The sequence below is a fragment of the Virgibacillus proomii genome, assembly GCF_900162615.1.
Classification (GTDB): Bacteria; Bacillota; Bacilli; order Bacillales; family Amphibacillaceae; genus Virgibacillus; species Virgibacillus proomii.
In genome coordinates, this window is record NZ_FUFN01000010.1 from 257364 (window position 1) to 281003 (window position 23640).

A 23640-nucleotide genomic window follows, 5' to 3' on the forward strand; every position below is an offset into this window, starting at 1 on the left:
TTTAATAGGAGGGACTATATGAAACAAGTTGCATGGGATTCTGTGGGATTAAATTTTTGGAGGTTAGGAAGGGATACTGCAAAACCATCAAGAGACACTTTAGATTGGTACATGGAAGACGTAACGAAGACTAGCAGCGTCTTAATTGTAGGAGGAACTACAGTGGATCTAATTAAGGCTATAGAAGGAACAGGGGCTCGTCTATCAGTTGTCGATTTCTCTTCTAGAATATGTGTCGAGTTACGCGACCATATTTCAACAGAAACAAAAGTCATTAATCAAGATGTAGTAAATGACTTTAGCGGTTGGGGAGAGAGCTATGATCTCATTTGTTCCGATACATTAATTAATAGGTTTGATTCAAATGAAACAAAATGTTTTCAAGAGAACATGTATAGTATTTTAAATAATAATGGAAAAATGAAGTCCACTGTAAAGATAGGGATGTATCCGATGGATCAGGAAATGATTGAATATTCAAGGAACAATAACATGTCTATTGATTTTTGGGATGAAGAAAATAATACCATTGATTACTCAAAAGCGAAACCAATTCTAGAAGGCGGTTTATTACCTCACGGGAAAATTAATAAAGAAGACTTATTAGCTTGGTATGGAAACAGAGGGAAGGAAAAGCGTTTTAATGAAGATGATCTCCGCCTATTATTTAGTGATTGGTCATCTGTAAGTATTATTAAAGACTACAATGATAGAGTTAGAGTAGAAGCTGAAAAAAAATCTACACTAGGAGTGTGATTAAATGAATAAATCTATCAAAGTATTAGATTCAACGCTAAGAGAAGGTGAACAACAATCAGGGATACGATTTTCGGCCGAAGATAAGATTTATATTATGAAACTATTAGAAGAATTCGGTGTTGATATTATTGAAGTTGGTCATCCAGGTATATCTTTAGAAGATGAAAATATATGTAGAGAGGTAGTTTCGAATTCACGTAAAGCTGAAATATTAATGCACTCAAGAGCTAATCTAGATGAAGTACGAGCAGCAAAGAGAACGGGAGCTCATTGGGTAGGTATCTGGGCTTCGTTTAATAACATTTCACTAGAAAATAAATTTGGAGGGAAAGACATATCATGTGTCTTTATGAAAGCAAAACAAGCAATTGAAGAAGCAAAAAGACTTAATCTAAAAGTTAGGTTTACAATTGAGGATGCGTCCAGAACGAATCTTCCAATTATTGACGATATAGTAAAGGTAGCACTTGATGCTGGTGCAGATTGTATAAGTATCGCAGATACAGTAGGGGTGTTTAATAATCAAACTTGCAGAGAATTTGTTACTTATTTAAGAAAAAAATATAGTTGTATTTTTGAGGTGCATTTACATAATGATTTAGGCCTCTCTTTATCAAATGCCCTAGCAGCAATTGATTGTGGGGTGGATATAGTTGATACATCAGTTATGGGAATTGGTGAAAGAGCAGGCATTGTAGATTTAATTCAATTAGCCACAGCTTTAACTAAATTTGGATATCAAAAAAACTTTAAACTTGAGTTAGTTGAAAAATTAGCCAGGTCAGTTTCACTGTCCACAGGATATAAACCTGATGATACTAGACCTATTATAGGAAAAAACGCATTCACACATACCTCAGTTTACCATGTGAAAGCAGTTCAAAGTAATCCGGAGACATATGAACCATTTGACCCTAAACTTGTAGGTCGAGAAAGGATTCTTAAAGACCGAAGACCAACTATGCCAGTCGGAAAACTGCCTTTTAAACCTTCAATAAAGAAACCATTTATAAAGGGGGCATCAGAATTAAAGTATCACACCGATGGACCTGGGACACGTTGGGTTCATTTAGATTCAAGGGTCGATAACAAAGCTTCTTTTTATGTTATTCAGAGGTTTTTTGATGAAGTAAAGCAAAATCCTGAAAAACATGTTGATAAACATACTCATCATTGTGATAGTGCTTTTTTATTCTGGGGAGCGAACTCCGATGGGACAGGTCTAACATGTTGTGTACAAATGAATGGGGAAGAACATATTGCCCATAGTCCCGCAACTGTCTTTATTCCTGCATTTATAGAGCATTCTTACCACTATGTTTCTGGAAAAGGTTCGTTTACAAATATTGTCTTATCGCCTGACTATAATCACAGCTTACTCGAATCCAATCGTAGTCTAGTATTTTCAAATTAGACTAATCTAAAGGGGATAGAAAAGTGAAAAATCTTTTAGTAATAAAATCTGGTTATCCATTACCGCTTAGAATGCCTGCGTATAGAGAATTTTATAGGCTAGGTTGGAGAATCGTGGTTGTGGATAAATTGCAAAATCAATCTTTACGCTTTGCTGATCATGTTATCATTCACGATCTTGAGAACTTAAGTGATTTGTATAATATTATTATTAATAAAGTAGGTAAACCAGATGGAATTCTAACTTTTAATGATTCTGCTTTGGTCCAAACGGCTGAGCTTGCAGAGTTATTGGACCTCAGATTTTTAAATAAAGAAATAGCTAAAATTGCCACAAATAAACTTTTGCAAAAGCAGTGTTTTGACTTAAAGGGACTTCCAAATCCTCGTTGGGCTGAAATAACCTCACCAAACGAAGCGATACAATCTCTGAATAATTGGGGATGTATGATACTCAAGCCAGTTGATCGCTCAGCAAGTGCAGGGGTGAGTAAAATAGAGAATGTGAAAGATATAAACAAAGCTTTTCAAAATGCAATAAAAGAGTCAATTATTGGAAAGGTATTAATTGAAGAGTACATTGATGGCCCTGAATTAAGTGTAGAAACTATATTCTTTAATGGTGAGCATAAAGTGATCAGTATTACAGACAAAATTACTTCCGATGGAAACACATTCGTTGAATTAGGACACAGTACCCCTTCTAGACATTCAAAAGAACTTTTAGAAATAGTAAAGGATCTTGCTATTAAAGCATGTGCTGCTCTGGACATTAATTATGGTGCCTGTCATACAGAAATAAAACTATCAAAGAAAGGACCAATAATTATAGAAGTAAATCCTAGACTAGCCGGTGATTGTATAGTCGACTTAGTTGACTTGTCGTTAGGCATAAATCTATACAAATTTTGCGGGAAATTAGCTATAGGTGAAAGTATAAGTTTTGATGAAATAACACCTAGGCACAACAGGGGTGCGGCAATAAAGTTCCAACCTAGTAAAAAGAATGGGATTTTAATTGGAGCAGAAACCTCAATTGTTAACTATCCTAAATGGCTAGAGGAGTTAAGTGTAATTCAGGAATTAAATGTTTCTATGCCTGATATTGATTCAAATGCAGGACGGATTGCTTATGCAATAACCACCGGAAGAAATGGACAAGAGGCTCTAACAAATGCCGAAACTGCTTTGTCAAGCATATCCTTTTCTTATAAGGAGGAGCGAAAATGTGTGGAATCGTAGGGATATTCTCTCGAGAAAAGGAAAGTGTGAATGATATTTTCACAATGGTTAAAGGAATGGAAGAAAGAGGGCCTGATGGGTTAGGTTTATTGCAGACTAGGAATTATGCAATAGGAGGTACAAGGCTCTCAATTACTGGACCACAAATGGTACCAGTACCTCTAATCGATAATTTAAGTAGTTGGGGAATAGTATATAACGGAGAAATTTATAACGTTAAAAAAGATTCAAATAGAACCGATACCGAAAGTTTATTGGAATGCTTGCAACATAATCCTTTGAGTAATCACTTTGATGGTATGTTTGCTTATTGTTTTTTTAATTTGAATAACGGATTTGCATATTTAAACCGTGATTCATTTGGTATAAAACCCCTTTATTATCTAAGTAATGCTAAAGAATTAAGATTTAGTTCAAAAATTTTTGGACTCAAGGACCCTAAAGATATAAATATATCTTCTCAACTGCTTTTTGAATATCTCTCTTTGGGTAGGAGTTTAGATAGTAATACAATATTCAATGATATTTATTCGTTCCCAACGGACAAAGTACTTAAATTAAAGCAAGAGAATGAGTATATTAACTACAGTTTTATTGAAAAAACAAAAAAAGAAGAAATTAATAATAATGATAATTCATTAATAGATTCTTTAAGAGAATCTGTAATAGAATGTGCGGATACTGAAAAACCATTAGGTCTATTTCTAAGTGGTGGAATTGATTCAACAGCTATTGCATACTTTTTAGCAGAGAATGGAGTCAAGAATATAAAAACATTCAGTCTCTTGTTAGGAGAAGATGGAATCACGACCTTAAATGAATTAAACTTGCCAGGTGAATCTTGGAAAACTTGGACACACTTCACCATTAGTCCGAATAACGAAAATATTAATAGAGCCTTTACTAAGGTACTGAATATTACGTCAGAGCCTTGCTTCCCAATGAGTAGTGTTTACACGTATCTATTGTCTGAAATGGCTGCTAAAGAAAATATAAAAGTTGTTTTATCAGGGGAAGGCGCTGATGAACTATTCTTTGGTTACCAAAGTTACCTGGACTTTATAAAGAAGCAAGACAGTAATTTTGTTAACTTTTATTTAGAAAAATCATCTTCTAAATTAGTGGAAAGTATGATCGATGGTGGCAATTATACAAAAAAAATAACCACTGTAAAACTAAATAGTTTTGCAGAAAAAGAAACTGGGGTGGTAAGCCAATTGTTAGCTGCTGAAAAAATAGTTAGCTTAAGACCATTATTAGATAGGATAGACAGTACTAGCATGTATCACTCTATTGAAATTAGAGTACCTTTTTTACATCGAGATATCCCCTCAATCGCGAAGGAAATGCTGAATACTTTGGATAAGGAAAATATAAAAGATACTAAACCCTTATTACGAAAGGAGCTAAAGCCTATTTTGAGCCAAAAATCAGTAAGTACTCCCAAAAGACCTCTAAGATTAAATCTAAAAAATTATTTCCATCAGAATAAGCTTGAAGAATTGTTTGAAAATTTAAATGATAGGGAAGTAAATTCTTTTTTACCATTAAAAGAAAGAGAATTAGAGAATTTCATTGAAAATTTAAGACATAATCCTACGGAAGAAACGTTGCTCATTGCTATAAGGTTATATCAAATTTGTTACTTTATAAGGCGTACAGGAGTTCCTGAGGATAATAAAGTATTAGATAAAGGGACTGCTGTAATTTAAAATATAGGAGTTGAAAAATATGAATGTACTTCTTATAGGTTTGAATAAATCATGGGCTGAAACACTAAATGATAAAAGCTATATAAACTTATATGTTATTGAAGAACCTGATTTATGGAAAAAGAAAGGCATATCAGAAGATGATTATCCAAATATTAATGAAGTTAAGTTATTAGAATATCAATTCAAAGAGCAAGAAGAATTAAATGACATTATTATTTATGCAAATAGTATTAAGGCTGATGTTATTATACCAGGATTAGAATATTCTGTAGCTCCGGCAAGCTATGTTGCCTCTGTTTTAAATTTGCCTAGCCTAGGTGTAGATGCTGCTAATACACTAACAAACAAATATTCTTTAAGAAAAAGGATGGAAAATACGGATGTAGGTCAACCAAGGTATAAAAAAGTTACTAATATAAATGATGTAAATGAATTTTTTGAAGGGCCAATTATAATTAAGCCTACTAATAGACAGGCAAGTGCCGGAGTAATTAAGGTTTATGAGAAGAAAGATATTGCGTCTTCGTGGAATCACTCTCTTGGCCTGGATGAAGGGATACATGTTACTGAACGTGATATTAAAGAGGAATTTCTAGTTGAAGAATTATTGACTGGTCAAGAAGTTAGCACAGAGGTTCTTGTTAAAAAAGGAGATATAAAATTTCTAAATGTGACTGTAAAAGAAACAATTGACGGAAAGTTTCCAGTTGAAATAGGACACTATTTACCTGGTGAATTATCAGACGATACTAGAAAAAAATTGAGATCAAATATAGAGGAATTAATAAGCGAATTAGATATTCAAACTGGAATTCTACATGCGGAATGGATTATCGATAATGATAAACCTTATCTTATTGAGTGTGCTGGAAGAGCTCCAGGCGATTATATTTTTCAGATGATTAAAATCTCTTATGAATTTTGTCCCTATTCAGCCATGCTAGACATCCTTTTAAATAAAAAGACTGAAATTAACCAACAGGGAAAACGTGGTGTTGCAATAACTTTCCTGTCAGCTGAGGAAAATGGCTATTTAAATTGTATAGAAGGGTTTGAAGAAATTAAAATAAAACCTGAAGTTTTAAATGTAGCACAATTTGTAAAGGTTGGTGATAAAGTTACTATTTTAAAAAGTTCTTGGGATAGGCTAGGTATGATTATGTGTAGCGGCACTACAGGGAAAGATGCATTTACGAATACCCAAATTAACAAGAATAAAGTACTTTTTGAAATAGGGGTTAAAGTGTAATTAATCGAACTTAAAAGGTGGTCTACAAATGAACATCAATTTTGGTTTAACTGCAGATGATTACAGTAAGTATAGGGTACAATATCCAGATAAGGTGTTTAATAAACTTCAAGAATTTGGATTAGGAGAAAAAGGACAATCACTACTGGATATTGGTACGGGAACAGGTTTTCTTGGTAGAAAATTTGCTGAAAAAGGTTTAGAAGTGACAGGTATTGATATTGCCAATGAGCTTTTAAATGTGGCAAGAAAGTTAGATAAAGAGCAGGGTTTAAATATCACATATGTTAGTTCGAAAGCAGAAAATATGCCTTTCGCCAAAAATAGTTTTGATATTGTTACTGCCGCACAATGTTGGCATTGGTTTAATAGTGTAGAAGTTTTACATGAAATCAAAAGGGTTCTAAAAAAAGACGGAAGGTTAATCATTTTACACTTAGATTGGTTACCTATTAAAGATAATGTGGTCTCAAAAACTGAGGAATTGATACTTCGATATAACCCTAATTGGGCAGGCGATGGCGGTAACGGAATCTATCCAGATTGGTTAACGCAGGTATCAGAAGCAGGTTATAGGAATATTGAAACTTTTACATTTGATTTAAATGTAAATTTTAGCCATGATGCGTGGAGAGGTAGGATTAGAGCTAGCGCAGGTGTAGGGGCAAGCTTAACTGATGAAGGTTTGAAAAATTTTGACATGGATCTTAAGAAGTTACTTAATAATGAATTTCCAGGGGATTTAATAATTCCCCATAGAGTCTTTTGTTTAGTTTGTGAACGTCCTAATGTTTGAATACTATCAAAATATATTGGAGGTTAAATAGATGAAGACTATTGAACAAACTCAAGTAGCGAATCAGATTCAAAATAAACAAAATTTCAAGGTTGAAATACACTCTCAACATAAACGCTTATATTTAGTAACTATTAGAGAAGAAATTTTAGAAAAATTTTTTAAAGAGGTTGAAAAAATTGATCTGCAAAGATTGAAATATGTAGAATTTGAAAGGTTTTATTTAGCAAATAAGCTTGATAAGTTAGTTGGGGATAATTTTTCATCTGTTATAACTGGTATATTAAAAGATAGAGAACATGGCGGATTTTCATTAAATGGAAATAGTAAACTAAGTAATAAAACTAATTTCATTAAATTATCAACAGCAATTACACATTGCGTTGGGAAATCAATGTTTGATGCAATGACTGGAAATTATTATGCGGAATTTGCTGTAAAACATACTGACGAAAGTGATACGTATTTAAGATCAGCATATAAAAGTTTACATTTACACTCTGACGGTGCATATGAAGCGGAAATTGTGGACTGGTTATTAATGATGAAGCTTGATGAACAAAATGCTGTAGCTGGAAATTCTAAATTGCTACACATAGATGATTGGGAAGAGCAGAAGAAATACAGCAAGAATCCTATAGGTCAAGAAAAGGTTAAAAGACAAGGGGCAAAGAGTAAAAATGTAGAAGCTCCTCAATATCGTCCTACTTTTTTTGAACATAATGGGTCAATGGGTATTTGTTTTGCTGAACAGAATATCAAGCCGGAAAATATGGAACAAGCGATGTATTTTAAAGAACTGTTCCATTCAATAGAACAATCTAATGCTTGTGTCTCTTTACATCTACCTATTGGGGAACTTGTAATGTTAAATAATCTGTTCTGGTTACATGGCAGAGAACCTTTTAAAAAAGATGAAAAGTTGTATAGAGTATTATTAAGGCAAAGAGGTTTTTTTGTTAACTAATTTCGTTACAACTATATAACACTTATCGCTTCAAATAGTATGATAGATAGTCTCATCAATGCGCAAAGTGTACAGATGGGACTATCTTATAATAAAAAACTCTAATATTCCAAACAAAGTATTACCGCAATATATGATCCAGCTCCTAAAATATTGGTTTAATAACTCACCTTATACGAACGTTCAGTAAGTCCAGTTATTTTATAAACTTCCCCAGTTGTAAGCAGCGTAATTCACCTCCACATTACAAGGTTAAGGTATTACGCAACGTTAATGTCAAATAAAAAATGGGATTTTACTTTAGTGTACAATAAGAAAGCCGATACTTCCTTAACGTAGAAAACATCGGCTTTCTTATTGTCGATTTTTGCTTAGCGTATGTTTTCCGCTTTTTGTTGGTAGGACCCCAATAAGTTTAAATGTTAAAGAGTAAAATCCGTCAGAGAATCTTACCGACGGATTTTATGTTTGAGAAAGCATAAAATTTTTTCGCTAAAGTTAGCTAATATATTAATATTCATCATCTAAGCGAAGGTTGGACAGTTGCCTGTTCCAAGGCTCCATTCCGGTCAATTTTTAGCCTCCCTCATCACATTTTATCTATAAACAAGTCCGCCATCTGTTAGGATAGTTTGTCCTGTAATATAATCTGCATCGTCTGAAGCTAAGAAGGAAACTAAATTAGCCACATCTTCAGGCGTTTGATAGCGCTGCAATGCGATTGCAGATGAGTATTGTTCAAAAGCTTCACCTGGTTTTAAATCATCGCTATATTTAACCATTTCCTCATCGATTCTGTCCCACATTCTGGTTTTTGCTATACCAGGGCAGTATGCATTGACGGTGATTTGATATTTTGCTAATTCTTTAGCTGATGAGTGCGTAAATGATCGAACAGCGTGTTTGGTAGCTGAGTAAGTACTTAACATTTCATAGGATTCATGGCCAGCAATACTGCAAGCGTTAATAATTTTTCCTTTTGTTTCTTGTTTAATAAACTGTTGTGCAGCTGCTTGTGTTCCGAAGACAGTTCCGTTTACATTAATTTGGAACAGTCTATTTAATTCATCTTCTTGCACTTTTAAAAATGGAGTAACTGCATCGACACCTGCATTATTGACAAATACATCTAATCGTCCGAAATGTTCGACGGTTTTTTTAACTAAGTTAAATTGGTCATCGCGTTTTGCAACATTTCCAACTACACCAATTATGTCAAATCCATTGTCTTTGAATTCTTTAACAGTTTTGTTTAAAATAGGCTCATTAATGTCGTGAAGAACCACTTTGAAGCCATCTTTACATAAGCGATGTGCAATACCTTTACCTAAACCTTCAGCTGATCCTGTAACTACTGCTACTTTGTCCATTATTAGTCCTCCTAGAAAATTACTTTTTCGTACACTTCTAATTTTAGCACTAAAGATAGTATTAGAAACGACAAAACTCGACAAAATGTGACAAAAATAGAACTTAACGTAATGATTATAGTTGAAAACTATTACGTATCTAAAAATAAATCATATCTATTATTTTTAATTATCTTTTCTACTGATAGATGCGCAGTTTGGCTGTAATTGCCTAACTACTAATGTATTTTCTAATAAAAACAATTCCAAAAGGAAAGATATTTCTTAGAGGAAACAATTTTATAGGAAATTTTCGAGTGGGGGAAATGTCGAGCACGAAATATAAAGCAATATTAGTTCCTACATTCGTTATATTTGTGATAGGAGTACAAACGAGGAGGGTATTGCTAAGTGAATTGAATAATAAAACTGTTAACGGAATTTACCAAGTAAAAATAGGGAATAGAAACCTATGATTGAGAGAGGTACAGCATTGAATAATGAATAAATATGTTAAATTCACACAGAGTATAGATTATGTATGGTGTCCAAACCATATATCGGATATGGAAAAAATTATGATGCCAATTCTGGAAGGAACGGCTGTTATTGAAATCAATGTACATAACTTCTAGGGTCAAGCATGTATTTCGTAAAGGTAAGTCTTATACTAAGAACAATATTCCATTTACCAATTTTAACAAGAAAGATATTATTAAATGGATCGAACAGGACAGGATTAACACAGATGATGAAGAGAATAAGTTTTTTTATAGTTATAGCTTTCTTATACAAGGAAAGGCCTAGATGCCAAAGTGATTAATGAAGATGGGGGAAATACAGATCGTCTGGCTGTGTAACTTAAGAAGGGCTAGGGAGGTTTAATTATCTACCCTATTTTTTACAATGCACATTATTGATATAATAACATTACGATTTTAAAAAGGAGTGACTATTCGTGGTCAAAACAGTGAAGCGTACCTCCTGAAACAGTTCTCTAAAAATTTTCAGGAGGTTATTTTTATGTTTTGCGTGATTAATCGAGAGTTATGGAAAAGAAAACCGTATTTTGATCACTTTTCACAATTGAGATGTACATTTAGTTTAACAACAAATATTGATATTACTCAACTGCTGTTACTGACTAGAGAAAATAAAGTCAAGCTATATCCAGCTCTAATTTATTTGACTACCAAAGCCGTTAATGCCCAGAAGGAATTTCGAACCTGTTTTCATAATGGAGAACTTGGTTACTGGGAAAATATGCATCCTAGTTATAGTATTTTTAATAAGCAAGAAAAACAATTTTCCAAGATGATTTTTCTGAGTTTTATCAAAGCTACAAGAAAGATTTAGATGTTTATGGTAAGAAAATAGGAATGCAATTAAAGGGAAACCAGCCACCTAATAGCTTTCCCGTATCTACTATTCCGTGGACCACCTTTACTGGATTTAACTTAAATATTATTAATGAAGGTGACTTTTTACTCCCCATTATTACGTGGGGAAAATATTTTTCTTCTGAAGGAAACTCTGTTTTGATTCCAATATCGGTACAAGTTCATCATGCAGTTTGTGATGGGTATCATGCTAGTCAATTTATAAACGATTTGCAGGAGTTGGCTTTCAGCTGTCAAACTTGGTTAAAATAGTTATAAATGTAATTAGCTAAGATAGATTTGGCAATCGAGTCTAGGTTATAGGTCACAAAAGATAACTTCTGCTTTTATCTATCCATCCGTGGAGATAAAATTTACCACGGATGGACATGCTAATTGGATTACATGAATTATTATTAAGCGACAAAACGAACAGATTCTTACATAAAAAAAAGTTGAATTCCTTGCTTTTAATACATGTTATACGGAAAAATTATAATTATTGTTCAGGATTTTAATAACAACTGCTACAAGGGAGTTTTTCTGCTTTCCTTTATCATTATTAGGTGGACTGGATCTGTTTCGTTTAAGCCTTTGCTTTGAACCTTTAGATCTCTGTTTTTCCATTATTCGTTAGGAAGTTGACTACAGATTGGGCAAGTACTTTGGATAAACGTTGGTTGATTGTACTTGTCATCTTCTTGACTATCTGTCTGAACAATAATAAGAGCAATACTTCCCTTTTCAGCGCTTCAAGCTTAGGAATAATTTTATTTCGTACTTCTTTTGCTTGGTTTTAATGAGTTTTCATCAAATCCAAATAACAAATCATCATAGACACGTAGCTTAATTTCCTGCTTATCAACGGTCACATCCAATCCTTTAGGGAGGACAATTTGAGTGCATTTATTGGTGCTTTATAAGGGATAAATTTCTCTCCACCTTCTTTCTTCACAATATCTTTTGTTATATGTTGATAGTTTCTTTAATGTGATCTTATGAACTGCTTCCTCCGTACCCAGCTTCAACACGAGAGTACATTCCAATTGATTCATAATGGGAAAAGCCTCAAGCCACTCTTGTTCGGTCTTTAATTCTTTGACAACGGGTTGGTTACTATTCACTATATTTTCTCCCTAATAAAAATACATTTTTTTGTTCAACTCTTATTACATTGGGTCTATCGTTACGATTGTTCCCTGAGCAGTTGCGCAAATTTTCTTTTCTCCATTCTGTAATACTTGCACATCACAACGGCAAACTGCTTGTCGTTTGCCGGCATAAATAACCGTCCCGATAGCAATTAATTTTTCTCCGATGGCTGGTCTTAAGTAATTGATTTTGTATTCCGAAGTTAATACATGTTGCCCTAAAACGGAGCCGCCTACAAAAGTTAATGCGTTGTCAGCAGCGTAGCTTAAAATACCTCCGTGGACAAATCCGTTTTGCTGTAATAAGTTTTCTTTTACCGGTATTTCTAAAACAGCTTCACCGGAAGTAAACTTAGTTAGTTCGGCTCCAATTAGCTTACTAAATGCTTGCATCTCTAGTAATTGTCTCCCTATATTAAGTAAATCTTGTTTTTCCATTACATAACCCCCTACCCTTTTTGGAATGATGTTCCAGTTGTCATATGACTTGTTCTGTGTTTTTACGCTTGGTTATTTAAATGTTGCGGTTGTTTGAAAATATTAATTTTATAAAATATAAAGGTAATTTAATCATAATTTCAATATTTGTTTATGTCAAGGTAGCTTTACAAACTTAATTGGTAATGGGGAAGTTACTTAAATATGGTACATGAAAGTTTTTTTAATTTGTGTCTAGCTGATCATCTCGTTTTACATAAATTTTTCTGAAGAAATATGGTTTTCTTGATATTACGTTCCTTTTTATTCTTGTTGCAGTTTTTCTAGTGATTTTTTCAATTATGTAAGTGATTAATTATGGAACATGTACATATATTGAGAGTAGGACAAGTAAAAAGGGGAAATGAAGATGACAACGCCGTTAATCATTGTAGTAATAAGCATATTTATTTTATCAGCTTTGGTGATTGGAATTATCATTAGATTTCGCCACAGAATTACAAGTATGACAGGAATGATGATTGCGATGGCACTTGGAATGAGTACAGGTTTAACGATTGGGGTAATTGTAGGTATTATTTTTGCAGGTAATCTGTTTTACTCCACGGTAATTGCCATGCTGACTGGAGTTATATTCGGGTTATTCGCAGGTATGCCGTTAAGCTTAGTGGCTGTGTTGGATGGTACACTATCTGGAATGATGGGCGGTATGATGGGAGCAATGCTTGGAGAAATGATCAAGTATGATTACCAAGACGCTTTTATTCGTATCATGTTTATGTTTTTCATTGCGACCGTTATTATTTTATTTTGGATGATGCAACAAGAATTTATAAAAGGAAAGCGACTGTGGAACCATCCATTAGTTTCACTTATCATCTTTGTCATTATTATGATTGGTTTTCAACAGCTGGGGCCATTCGTATCTTCCTCTAAATCATCTGAACATCATCATATGGAAAGTGGAGATATGCAAATGAAAAGCTTTATTGTTCAAGCTGATGAGTTTTCTTTTTCACCAAATAAGATGGAAGTAACGGCAGGACAAACAGTGAAGATAGTGTTAGATCATATCGGTAAAGTAAACCATCATTTGCAAATTATAGGGGTGGAGGAACAAGGGAAAAACAGTCGCCTTCAAATGGAAAGCGCCCCTAGACAAAAAAGTGAAGCAGTCTATACCTTAACAACTCCAGGTGAATACAAATATGTTTGTACCATTTCAGGCCATCAAGAGGCTGGGATGGAAGGAGAACTAGAAGTAACGAATGGTTTTTAAGACGGCGTGTTAATCCAATTTTTGTTACAATGAAATTAATTACAATAATATATAGAAAATAATAATAAAGTTAGGGGATTACTGATAGTGTGATTTGTTAGAAAGCTATTCATAGAAGAAGGGAATTTTTTTGATGAATGCGCAAAGAAGATCTAAGAAGTTTACGATTGTTTTTCACTTTATTATTATTCTGTTTACTATTGGAACCATTATCGCCTATGCACGAAATGAATTCCAAATTGCCTATATGATCATCGCGACCATCATCTTAGTGAACAGTGTATACGGATTGATCAAAGCTTTGTTTCAGGTTCCTTTAGATGCGCCATTTACAAATTGAGGTTTTTCTTTTTATTAACCGCCCACATAGGCATAAGGAATGAAAAATAAGCTTTTATTATATATAGTTAGGTTAAAGAGATTAATAAGATTTGTTTGCTATGGAAAGGGAAAAAGTAACAGTGGAGTAGCATATATCCCATTGTTGCTTTTTTATTGTCTAGGAAAGTATATTTCGCTTCTACAAATATGAATATCTTTTTTTAAAGTCGTTTCATGTCCCTATGCGCTCAAGCTGTAGCAAACTTTGAGTTTTTTTTAATGAAAAGTCAACTCTGATCGAATCTAAAGGAAACAACCCTTGTTGCAGGGGCATGTTTCACTTTATCTCGTCAGAAGTTCTCCAGTTTGTACGTCGCTAAGCGAGCGCTTCTAGCTTATGTTTATAGAAATGAAATGGAGGGAGTTTATATGCAAAAAACAATTCCTGTTACTGAAAGAGGATTTCAACGTTTAAAGGATCAGTTAACGTATTTAAAAAATGTAAAGCTGAAAGAAGTAAATGACCAGATAGAGAAGGGGAAAACCTTTTGTGATTTTGATGAAGATCCGGAGCATAGAAGGTTCTTAGAAGAAGTAAACGTTATACAAAAACAAATAGCAGATGTAGAGTTTATGTTAAAACAAGCGGAAATTATTGAGAAAACAGAAACAGATGCAGTAGAACACGGAAAGTATGTCACCTTTAAAGAACTGCCTGATGGTTTGGAAGAGACATATCAAATGGTTAGTGTGACAAAAGCAGATCCACAAAGCGACCATATTTCTGATCGTTCACCAATTGGAAGAAAAATACTTGGACGAAAGGAAAATGATTTAGTATCTGTTGAGACACCGGAAGGAAAGATAAAATTACTTATAACAAAAGTGGAAAGCTAAGAACTAGGGTTACAGAATAAGTTATGTAATAACTATCAATTGACAGCTGTTAAATGAAGTTTGCTTTTAGAGAGCGTATATTTAAAGCGAAAAAAGAGCTGATTGGTGGCGACCCCGATTTATCACTCTAACTTTCAAGGGTCGATACCTTTTTCAACTCTTTTTTCGCTATTTTAACTTAATACTTTTATTATCCCAAACTATGATTGGTGCATATTAACTACGTGAAAACACATATGTTTTCTTACAGTTTCCAGTTTATGCATAAGACTTATCGTAGTGTTCCTATCCCATCTTTTTCCTTTTAATTAAGCGAAATTTATTCATATTACAAATGGGACATCCTTTGTTCTTCAGTTCCTCTATAGTTGAGAAATCACCCCGAATGCCAACAAGTATGGAATGACGACACTGTTTACACTCATATGTTCGTAAAATTTGTTTTACTTCACCAGTATAAATGGCATCTTCATAATCCCCTGAGATAACTGGCTTTGCAGCTTCTGTTGTTTTTAGTATGATCATTTGCCCTTTATTACCAATCATTTGCGCGCCTTCATACTCATTAAAATGTAAAATTACCTCTTTGATGGATAACCCCATACGTATAAATTCACGTTGCATGGATAGCATAAAGTCAGGAGATTTATGAGCATATGATAAAAATATGGGTAAACTTTTTTCTTGTTTTATTGCTTCTATACCACGGGAAACAAATAATACCATTCCTTGTAGGGTGTAAGGCGGATCTGTAAAAACGCAATCGAATTTCCCGTGCAACGTCTCAGACAGCGCTTGACGTAAATCAATTTGGTGACAGTTGATTGGCAGCTTCTCCTGCTTCATTATATCGTGAATATAGTGTAAAAACCTTTCATCGATATCTACGACTGTAATCATCGTGTTAGGGCTTTTTAAAGGGAACAGACGTTTTAGTAGTAAACCGAGTGACACACTCACTAGATCGTCATCACCAATACATATAATAGTTTTGCCAATTAATGAATGCTCCCTTAGACAAAGGATTGCTCGATGTAAGCTTGTTGTGGGAGTACATTTCGACTGATCAATTTGTACATTTACTTCCGGTCGCATTTGAAAGAGTTGTGTAAGTACCGATAATAGATCAGCAAGCTCTGTTTTCCAATCGGTTTGGCTGTCCATTAATTTCTTGTACAAGCTCTTATCTAACCCACTATACCCCAATTCATTTTCAATGTATATTATCCCTTCACGGGTACAACGGACACCACGATCTTGCATAAGAATACCTGCTTTTATGAACTCTTTCTTAATGGCAACAGCAATTGGGACGGGAAGAAGTATTTTTCGTGCCAATTGTTTGGTTGAAATTCCAGGATTTATATAACACTCAATCAGTAGCTGTTCAATTACCTTAGCTCCCTCTTGAAGATTTAAATTTGTATTTACCTTCTTTATATAATTTTTCACGGAATCACTCTTTCCATCGGTATGATAAAGTTCTATTCGCAATGTAAGAGCACAACGTCATCCAATCATGCTTTTATTTAAACAAAAAAGGACAGAATTTGAACATTTCGTTCATCTTCTGTCCTGTAAGAATAGACTATAAATGGGATTTTTTAGCTTCAAAACGGTTTCTGAATGCAGAAAAAATCTAAGTTAATAGTCATAAAATTTTAATGGATGATCGTAGTGTTCTTAACTTAATTGGCAGTCTGCTTTTGTCCAAACCAAATAAACCCTCAGAAAGTGGGTTATCGACAAAAAATGCAGAACAAACCATATACAATTAATTAGTTAAGAACCAAAACCGACATCAAGACAACTCCCATATAATTCATTATCTATCACGATAAAGTATACATTAAAACCCTGAAAAGTCAAGCATGAAAAGGCGAATTCTAGGAATTTATACGTACATATATCTGAAAGTGTAATGAAATGACTTTTAGAGGGGCAATTACAAAAACAATAAATTCAAGATGAATCAGTTACCTCGTGACTTATATTCTTGAAGATTTCTTGATATACTAGAGGGAGTTTAAATAGGGAAAATTTTGTAAATGGTATTTTTAGCTAAATAAAGAATAAGTATCCTATAACCTTATTGGTAGTAGTAGTCACTTTAAAAGTAAAAGGAGGGGTTCTTTATAAAAATGAGTGAGAAAAAGAAAGCAATAATTGTTACCTTACTTTCTGCTATTGTTTTTTGTGCTTTAATCATTGCTGCTTCATTATCTCCATTATCTGAAATGGGAGAAAATGCGAATCAATTTAACTCTTTGGGTATGTGGCTTGCAATTGTTATAATTCTTACCTTTTATATTGTACCATTAGCTTTATATGTTTTTGGTCCGAAGTGGATGAAAATAATTATGGCAATTTTATGTGCTACTGGTATTGTAGTTTTTCTGTCGACCATCGTCGCTGTTGTGATCATCGGTATCCTAAATAACATGTTAATAACACTTATTGGCGTAATTGTGATCTGTGGATTGGGGATTATTGTAAATACAGTTTGGTTTTTTGTTGCATTTTCCAAAAAGCATTAAAATTACTTGAGGAATCCAAAACTAGGAGAATTGCTCTTGGGTTTAGATTCTTTTTGCTAAGAATACAAATTTATCGTTTTATAATATACAACTTGGATACATACCACATGATTACTTCCTATTATAGCACTGCCTTATTTATTTATCGTTTCGTTAATCGATACGTCATTAAATATACCCATAAGTAAGTGACAAAGCTCTGGCATAATCGTTGCCTAGTGGTATCGCTAGTGAGATGCCTGTGTAAGCGCTAGAGGCTATCCAGGCATCTTTAAAAGAACAGTAATTAACTATTGTTACGGCGATAATCGCCGCTTTCTCCACCGCTTTTTTCTTGTAAAAAGGTGGGACCAATTGTCATTCCTTTATCAATCGATTTGCACATGTCATAAACAGTTAATGCTGCGGTTGCCACTGCAGTCAATGCCTCCATCTCAACTCCTGTAGCACTAACGGTTTTTACTTCTGCTTCAATGACTAACTGATATACATCATAAGCATCGAGTTCTACCCAAGTAAAAGAGAGGTCTACACTACTTATTGGAATAGGGTGACACATCGGAATTAATGATGCTGTTTGTTTAGCCCCCATAATACCGGCTACTTGTGCAACAGCTAATACGTCCCCTTTTTTATTTTTCTGCCCAACAATATTTTCATACACCATTTTGTTCATTGTTACACTAGAACGAGCAATGGCTTTCCTTACACTTTCATTTTTGTCTGAGATGTCTACCATCCTAACCCTACCATGTTCATTAAAATGTGTGAAATCTGCCATGCTGTCACCTGCTTTCTTATTTACAAACAACGATTCTATAAAAGATTGTTCAAAAAGTACGCTAAAATGATGCATCAAATCTTCGCACATTAGAACGGATAAAATAGTGGCGTTGAAGTTCATTCAACCGTAGTTAAAATTTTTAAGTTCTCAGTCTAAGTGCAACTAGGCTATCTTCTACACTTCGCTTGTCGCTAGCCAAGTTCTTTATTGACTTGTTTCTTCGTTCCTTAGAAAAGAAAAACCTTTTCTTGAGTGCGAGCGAGTCTCGAGGAAGCTACACTAGTGCTCATGACCTACTGAAAAATCTAGCTATTGAAACTTCGCCACCTCACCTCGAACTTCGATTCAACAAGACGTGGTAGTGTTAGGTTGCAACAAGGATGTTTTAGACCTTATCAAACTTGATCCTTTTTAACTCCTTTTGAAATGCACTATAATTCTATTTTACCATGCTATTCTCTCAGAATGAAGTTTAACGAAAGAGCTTTGTTAGGTGATGTTAATTTAAAACTTGCTTATATGTTCATAAAGCTTCATTGAATATAAAATAAATCTTGATCAGCTTGATTATGACGTAACGTTATAAGATAAAGTTAGACTAGAAGGATAAAAGTAAAGGGGAATAACTAATGAGCGATAATTATTTCACAGTTAAACGTTTTGCGAAAATGATTGGTACTACAGAGCGAACTCTGCAATACTATGATCGAAAAGGGGTACTGAAGCCTACTAGTTATACAGAGCATGGCCATCGTCTTTATAGTCATGCTGATATATTCAAGATGCAAAAAATATTAACGCTAAAATATTTAGGGTTTTCCTTAAAAGAGATAAAAGAACATCTTTCAGAAAATGCTGCAAATACTATTCATGAAACACTACAGCAGCAGAAGAAATTACTGATAGAAAAATGGAAACAGCTTGACCAGGTTATTCATACTATTTCTCGCGTTGAGAAGATTATTCAGCATAAGGAGATGAATAGTGATCTACTTTTATCAATTATTCATGCTATCCAAACAGAAAGCAATCAAGAAGAATGGTTAGGAAAGCATCTTTCTAAATCTGTAATTGAAAAAGTATTTATGCGTCATCATTCGGAAGAGGAAAGGATAACTATTGAACGTGAGGTGATGGCATATCTTCATCAAATACAACAGTTTTACAATCAAGGATTTCCCCCACAGCATGCAGAAGTTCAACGTATTATTCAGCAGTTAATTGAATTTGGAAATGATTTACTTGAACCTGAATTGTTGAAAGAACTTGAAAAGCTGGAGCTGAAGGAACTTGGGGATGATGCTTTGTATTATTTTACCATTATGTCTCAAGAACTAGAAGAATATATTAACGAAGCAGTAGATATCTGTAAGGAGAAGAATTCAACGGTGTAAGCGAAGGGGGAAATTAGCTATAGCCTGACAGGTTCTTATATTTAATGTAGAATCTTTGCTTGATAACGTCGGCTTAGTTATAAAAACTACGGGTCAATTCTTTTAAACATAAGCTTAAAGGTTATGTTGTAACGTGGTTAGTGATACAATTGTTACTTGTTCATTAGATTTGATTGATTTAGGTGAACCTAAATCGATCGGGTTAGCGGAAATTTTGAATTTATACCTTCTTTCTTTTTTCGATGGGATATTTTTAAAAAATTACTTACTAAAAAATAAATGGATAGTAGTTATTTTGTTTACTATTAATTGCATCATTCATGGAACTAAAGAGGTTAAAATAGGCTATTTAAAATATAACGGCTGGAGTCTGATTGTTTCTATGGTTGTATATTTGCTTGCTTTTGGTTTCTTAATACCTGTTCTTCTTTAGTTGCTTAAGTCTTAAATGAACAGCGGCAGTGAGGCTTCTTTTTAAAGGGGCTATACATAGTAGACGGATTGGTAGCTTAATAAGCCGCTCCGTTTTTAGTTTGTATATTAATTATAGCTTTATCCTGTATGTAACTGCAGTAAGACTTGCCCTTCCATGGTACGAGGTGAAATTCAGTAGGATAAGCGAAGGGTCCAACTGCCGGTAAATGTCCGATTCTGTTGAGAGGCTTTTAGGTCATACCCTTTCGGTACTAACCATCAGTGGGGGTTAAAAGAAAATCCTTTTTATTTAGTAAAAATCGCATTAGCGGATTTGACTCTAAGATGTTCGCTCAATCATTTCTGAAACGGTTATACATTGATAGTTGTTTTTCTTTAAAAAGTCTAGTATCTTTGAAAGTGCTTCCACTGTCTGCCTTCTGTTACCACCTGAGTCGTGGAAAAGAATAATATCACCTGGAGAAATATTAGTAATAACATGATTAACTATTTTATCAACGCCCGGTTGCCTCCAATCCCCAGTATCTTGATCCCAAGACCATAAAGCTAAAGTATAACCCTCCCTTTTTGAAATATCGACAATTTTTCTGTTGTATTTTCCACCAACCGGACGAAAAAGTGTAGGTGAATTACCGGTGATTTCACTTATTATTTTTGCGGTTTTATCAAGTTCAGCCTTTAAACTTTTCATACTTAAATCATGACTAAAGGTGTGATTTCCAATTTCGTGTCCTTCCAGGAATTGCCTTTGAATAATTTGTGGATGTTTTTTTGCTTGGGAGCCTACAACAAAAAATGTAGCTTTTGCTTCAAATTTGTTTAAGGTGTCCAGTATAAGAGGTGTATATATAGTGTTTGGGCCGTCGTCGAACGTTATTGCCACAACTTTCTCATTTGTGTATCCTTCCCATATAACATCTCCTGTCCTCTCATACTTTTTTCTTTCTTCTGTATATGCTTGAAAATTATCAGTTGGAATAATTAATATTACTACATAACTGATTAATAAAATATATCTTAGCATTAATTCTTTTCCCCCATTTGATATTATTCTTGTTTAAAAAATGTATTAAACAATAAAATTTACAGAGCCTATTTTCAAATTGTGATTCCTTATATTCTTGTGCAATTAAATCACTTCTATACCCACATTAAGCAACACGATGCACTATCCTCTCATTGTCTAGCTTATCCTTATAGTCATAATTGAAATTAGTTACGTGGAGGGTGACTTCTACTTTTAAAGTTTTGTACTTTTAGTATTATCAACCAGAAAAATAAAGAAGAGGTGGAAGCAAGCTTTTAAAGGAAAGACAGTTATTTCTAAATCGAGTATTTTATCCTGATGTAAGGTGCCGTAAGACTCCCACTTCAAGAGTTATAGGAGATACAAGAAGTAAAAATGGGAGGTAACGACACCTAAATTCCCGATTCGTTCAAAGGCCTTTTAGGTCATACCTTTGTGGTACTAACATTCCGTGACGATGGAGGAAAACTCCTACGGAATGAAGTTTCACTTTATCAGGAATTTTATATACTGTTTCTGTTGTTTTTAAAGAGGGGTCAGATAAAATACGAATACATTGCCAAATGAAACGGTCTATTACGAACGAGAACCGGTTAAAAATAAAGTTATTTGAGAGGGTTTTCTTGTGAATGGTGTTCAACGATGACTAACAGGCGAAACAAGTTGTGATGGTGTTAACAGATGGAAGCGAGTGCTCTTCTTCAATCAGTCAGATATATTATTAAAATTTCATATTGTCCAAATTTAGGGGCCAGCTACGGACGAAAAAGACTAAAAGACTAATAATCTAGTGCACGCTTGAATAAAATGAAGTAAAGTTAAAGGAGATGATAAAATGACAAATTACTTAAAAAGTGCTGTATTTGAACATGAATTTTGGCTTGAGGTATTGGAAGATCATGCTAGATTTATACATGATTCCCTTTACCCATCAGAAAGACAGGATATTGAAAAAGCTTCTTATTTTATTCAAAACTTCAACCAACTCTTAAATAAATCAAGGTCGTTAAACGAATCAAATGCAATATCCTTTTCAATAAGTGTAGAGCCCGTTGTTGAACAATTAAAAGCATTCAAACTTTCCATTATTAAACGCCAATTAACTGGGGATATTGGTATTCACCTTACACCTACCTTTTTGAACCATATGGTAAATGAGTTAGAAGAATACCAGCTTGTGTTAAGTTATCTGAAAGAAGGTAAAATCCCTCCTGTTTTTCACGAATTACATCATCATTTAATCTGGCTATTAGATGCTTCTGGTCATGCAGGTGCTATAGATTCTCGGATGGATGGGGTTGAGAAAAGATTGAAAGAGAAAAGCAAAACATTTACCAAACATTTTGACCAATTTTATCTAAAAGCTGTGGAATTAACGGGTTACTTACGAGCAAATGTTAAAACATTTCCTGCATTAAATAGATTTAATAATGATGTTGAGGTTGAAATGGAGTTATTTAAAACATTTTTAAATGAACTTGAAGAAATGGAGTTAAGTGCAGAAGTATTGGGGACGTTTACGGCCTCGATGGCAGATCATATGGCAAGGGAAGAGCATTATTATTTAATGAAATTAGCTGAATCTAAGAGATTGTTTTCTGCTAATTAAGTTCATGGCTAAAAAGCGAAGGATTAATCTTCACAGAAATAAATGAATTTTAGTTAAAATGGTAAGCAGATTTAAGCTTAGGGTCACACTTGAAATGGTTTACTAATACGAAAGATGATATTTTCCCAATTAGATATTAAAATTACTTTATGTAAAAGATGAAACATCTTTGTAGCAAATTACGTTATATAAATGTATTAGTTTTTGGACAAAAAGGATGAAAAGGTGTTAAGACGATGAAAATAAGAACATATAAAGCGGATGAACTGGATAGGTTAGTAAATATATGGTATGAGGGCTCCTTATTGGCACATGATTTTATTGAGCAAAATTATTGGAAGTCACAACAGAAAGCGATGAGGGAAACGTATCTTCCAATGGCAGAAACATATGTAATCACAGAAGAGAATAAGGTAGTAGGATTTATTTCTATGGTTGATAATTATTTAGCAGCTTTATTTGTGGACTATCAATATCAAGGAAAGGGGTATGGCAAAAGACTTCTACATTTTATAAAGGAAAAAAGGGAACAGATTGATTTAAAGGTGTACCAAAAAAATAAGCGGGCGGTTTCTTTTTATTTAAAGAATGGCTTTGAACTTTGTGAAGAATTGTTCGATGAGTTGACAGTAGAAAAAGAGTTTTTAATGAAGTGGAAAAGGTAATGGTTTAAAAATTAACCAAATTATAAGAGCCGGAACTGGACAAACATTATATACAATACATTCAAGTCTGTGTATTAACCAATTTAAATTAAGACCAAAAATATATACTTAGTATATATTTTTTTTGGTCTTATTTGTTTAAAATAGTAAAATAAAAACATTTTATCAACAAAATCACTTGATTAATTATATACTAAGTATATAATTGTAATAAACAAAATGTGAAGGGGAGTC

The 23640-nt window shown here is 33.7% G+C and carries 21 protein-coding genes and 1 pseudogene; 16 read left to right on the forward strand and 6 right to left on the reverse strand.

Annotated features, from left to right (window positions below):
• The first annotated feature begins 18 nt into the window (after nt 1–18).
• Genes BN1066_RS09285 through glaH form a run of 7 tightly spaced genes read left to right on the forward strand, consistent with a single transcriptional unit; the run spans nt 19 to nt 8141 of the window.
• Nucleotides 19–756: a hypothetical protein gene (locus tag BN1066_RS09285; RefSeq protein ID WP_077319177.1), complete on the forward strand. Its 738-nt coding sequence runs from the start codon at nt 19–21 to the stop codon at nt 754–756.
• Nucleotides 757–760: 4 nt separating this feature from the next.
• On the forward strand, nt 761–2173 hold the full coding sequence (locus BN1066_RS09290; RefSeq protein WP_077319178.1) for a LeuA family protein: 1413 nt from the start codon (nt 761–763) through the stop codon (nt 2171–2173).
• Between the two features lie 23 nt (nt 2174–2196).
• Nucleotides 2197–3414, forward strand: a complete 1218-nt coding sequence (locus BN1066_RS09295; RefSeq protein ID WP_077319179.1) for an ATP-grasp domain-containing protein — start codon at nt 2197–2199, stop codon at nt 3412–3414.
• Entirely contained in the window at nt 3399–5126 is a 1728-nt protein-coding gene (locus tag BN1066_RS09300; protein WP_077319180.1) for an asparagine synthetase B family protein, read from the forward strand. Before BN1066_RS09295 ends, BN1066_RS09300 begins: the two co-directional genes overlap by 16 nt.
• A 19-nt stretch (nt 5127–5145) precedes the next feature.
• Nucleotides 5146–6378 (forward strand): ATP-grasp domain-containing protein, encoded by a 1233-nt coding sequence (locus tag BN1066_RS09305; RefSeq protein ID WP_077319181.1) that lies wholly within the window; start codon nt 5146–5148, stop codon nt 6376–6378.
• Nucleotides 6379–6406: 28 nt separating this feature from the next.
• The gene (locus BN1066_RS09310) at nt 6407–7174 is read left to right on the forward strand and encodes a class I SAM-dependent methyltransferase (RefSeq protein ID WP_077319182.1); all 768 of its coding nucleotides are present in this window, start codon (nt 6407–6409) and stop codon (nt 7172–7174) included.
• Between the two features lie 31 nt (nt 7175–7205).
• Nucleotides 7206–8141 (forward strand): glutarate dioxygenase GlaH, encoded by a 936-nt coding sequence (gene glaH / locus BN1066_RS09315; protein ID WP_077319183.1) that lies wholly within the window; start codon nt 7206–7208, stop codon nt 8139–8141.
• A 596-nt stretch (nt 8142–8737) separates the two neighbouring features.
• Here glaH and BN1066_RS09320 read toward each other — a convergent pair.
• Complete coding sequence (locus tag BN1066_RS09320; protein ID WP_077319184.1) at nt 8738–9511, reverse strand: acetoin reductase; 774 nt, start codon at nt 9509–9511, stop codon at nt 8738–8740.
• A gap of 1002 nt (nt 9512–10513) precedes the next feature.
• Between BN1066_RS09320 and BN1066_RS09330 the strand changes: the two are divergent.
• Nucleotides 10514–11142: pseudogene (locus BN1066_RS09330) on the forward strand (CatA-like O-acetyltransferase).
• 644 nt (nt 11143–11786) lie between these two features.
• Here BN1066_RS09330 and BN1066_RS09335 read toward each other — a convergent pair.
• Together BN1066_RS09335 and BN1066_RS09340 are read right to left on the reverse strand one after the other, a co-directional pair.
• On the reverse strand, nt 11787–11993 hold the full coding sequence (locus BN1066_RS09335; protein ID WP_077319186.1) for a hypothetical protein: 207 nt from the start codon (nt 11991–11993) through the stop codon (nt 11787–11789).
• Between the two features lie 45 nt (nt 11994–12038).
• Entirely contained in the window at nt 12039–12458 is a 420-nt protein-coding gene (locus tag BN1066_RS09340) for a PaaI family thioesterase (RefSeq protein ID WP_077319187.1), read from the reverse strand.
• A gap of 409 nt (nt 12459–12867) precedes the next feature.
• Here BN1066_RS09340 and BN1066_RS09345 point away from each other — a divergent pair, with 409 nt between their 5' ends.
• The 3 genes from BN1066_RS09345 to BN1066_RS09355 all read left to right on the forward strand — a co-directional run bounded on the left by BN1066_RS09345 (nt 12868) and on the right by BN1066_RS09355 (nt 14955).
• Nucleotides 12868–13737 (forward strand): plastocyanin/azurin family copper-binding protein, encoded by an 870-nt coding sequence (locus tag BN1066_RS09345; RefSeq protein WP_179104348.1) that lies wholly within the window; start codon nt 12868–12870, stop codon nt 13735–13737.
• A 130-nt stretch (nt 13738–13867) separates the two neighbouring features.
• Nucleotides 13868–14077 carry a hypothetical protein gene (locus BN1066_RS09350; RefSeq protein WP_143695772.1) on the forward strand — a complete coding sequence of 70 codons (210 nt, stop codon included), beginning with the start codon at nt 13868–13870 and terminating at the stop codon, nt 14075–14077.
• Between the two features lie 410 nt (nt 14078–14487).
• Nucleotides 14488–14955, forward strand: coding sequence for a GreA/GreB family elongation factor (locus BN1066_RS09355; RefSeq protein ID WP_179104349.1), 468 nt, complete (start codon nt 14488–14490; stop codon nt 14953–14955).
• A 285-nt stretch (nt 14956–15240) separates the two neighbouring features.
• On the opposite strand, the gene BN1066_RS09360 is transcribed toward BN1066_RS09355, so the two are convergent.
• Nucleotides 15241–16407, reverse strand: coding sequence for a bis-aminopropyl spermidine synthase family protein (locus BN1066_RS09360; protein ID WP_077319191.1), 1167 nt, complete (start codon nt 16405–16407; stop codon nt 15241–15243).
• 689 nt (nt 16408–17096) lie between these two features.
• On the opposite strand from BN1066_RS09360, the gene BN1066_RS09365 reads away from it, so the two are divergent.
• Nucleotides 17097–17492, forward strand: coding sequence for a DUF5391 family protein (locus BN1066_RS09365; RefSeq protein ID WP_077319192.1), 396 nt, complete (start codon nt 17097–17099; stop codon nt 17490–17492).
• 286 nt (nt 17493–17778) lie between these two features.
• Here the strand turns inward: BN1066_RS09365 and moaC are convergent, their stop codons facing one another.
• Nucleotides 17779–18273 (reverse strand): cyclic pyranopterin monophosphate synthase MoaC, encoded by a 495-nt coding sequence (gene moaC, locus BN1066_RS09370; RefSeq protein WP_077319193.1) that lies wholly within the window; start codon nt 18271–18273, stop codon nt 17779–17781.
• A 632-nt stretch (nt 18274–18905) separates the two neighbouring features.
• Here moaC and BN1066_RS09375 point away from each other — a divergent pair.
• Both BN1066_RS09375 and BN1066_RS09380 read left to right on the forward strand, forming a co-directional pair.
• Nucleotides 18906–19670 carry a MerR family transcriptional regulator gene (locus BN1066_RS09375; protein ID WP_077319194.1) on the forward strand — a complete coding sequence of 255 codons (765 nt, stop codon included), beginning with the start codon at nt 18906–18908 and terminating at the stop codon, nt 19668–19670.
• 133 nt (nt 19671–19803) lie between these two features.
• A complete protein-coding gene (locus BN1066_RS09380; protein ID WP_077319195.1) occupies nt 19804–20103 on the forward strand; it encodes a hypothetical protein in 300 nt (99 codons plus the stop codon).
• Between the two features lie 321 nt (nt 20104–20424).
• Here the strand turns inward: BN1066_RS09380 and BN1066_RS09385 are convergent, their stop codons facing one another.
• Complete coding sequence (locus BN1066_RS09385) at nt 20425–21129, reverse strand: polysaccharide deacetylase family protein (protein WP_077319196.1); 705 nt, start codon at nt 21127–21129, stop codon at nt 20425–20427.
• An 838-nt stretch (nt 21130–21967) separates the two neighbouring features.
• On the opposite strand from BN1066_RS09385, the gene BN1066_RS09390 reads away from it, so the two are divergent.
• Together BN1066_RS09390 and BN1066_RS09395 are read left to right on the forward strand one after the other, a co-directional pair.
• Nucleotides 21968–22741 (forward strand): DUF2935 domain-containing protein, encoded by a 774-nt coding sequence (locus tag BN1066_RS09390; protein WP_077319197.1) that lies wholly within the window; start codon nt 21968–21970, stop codon nt 22739–22741.
• A gap of 236 nt (nt 22742–22977) precedes the next feature.
• Entirely contained in the window at nt 22978–23406 is a 429-nt protein-coding gene (locus BN1066_RS09395) for an N-acetyltransferase (RefSeq protein WP_077319198.1), read from the forward strand.
• Nucleotides 23407–23640 lie beyond the last annotated feature (234 nt).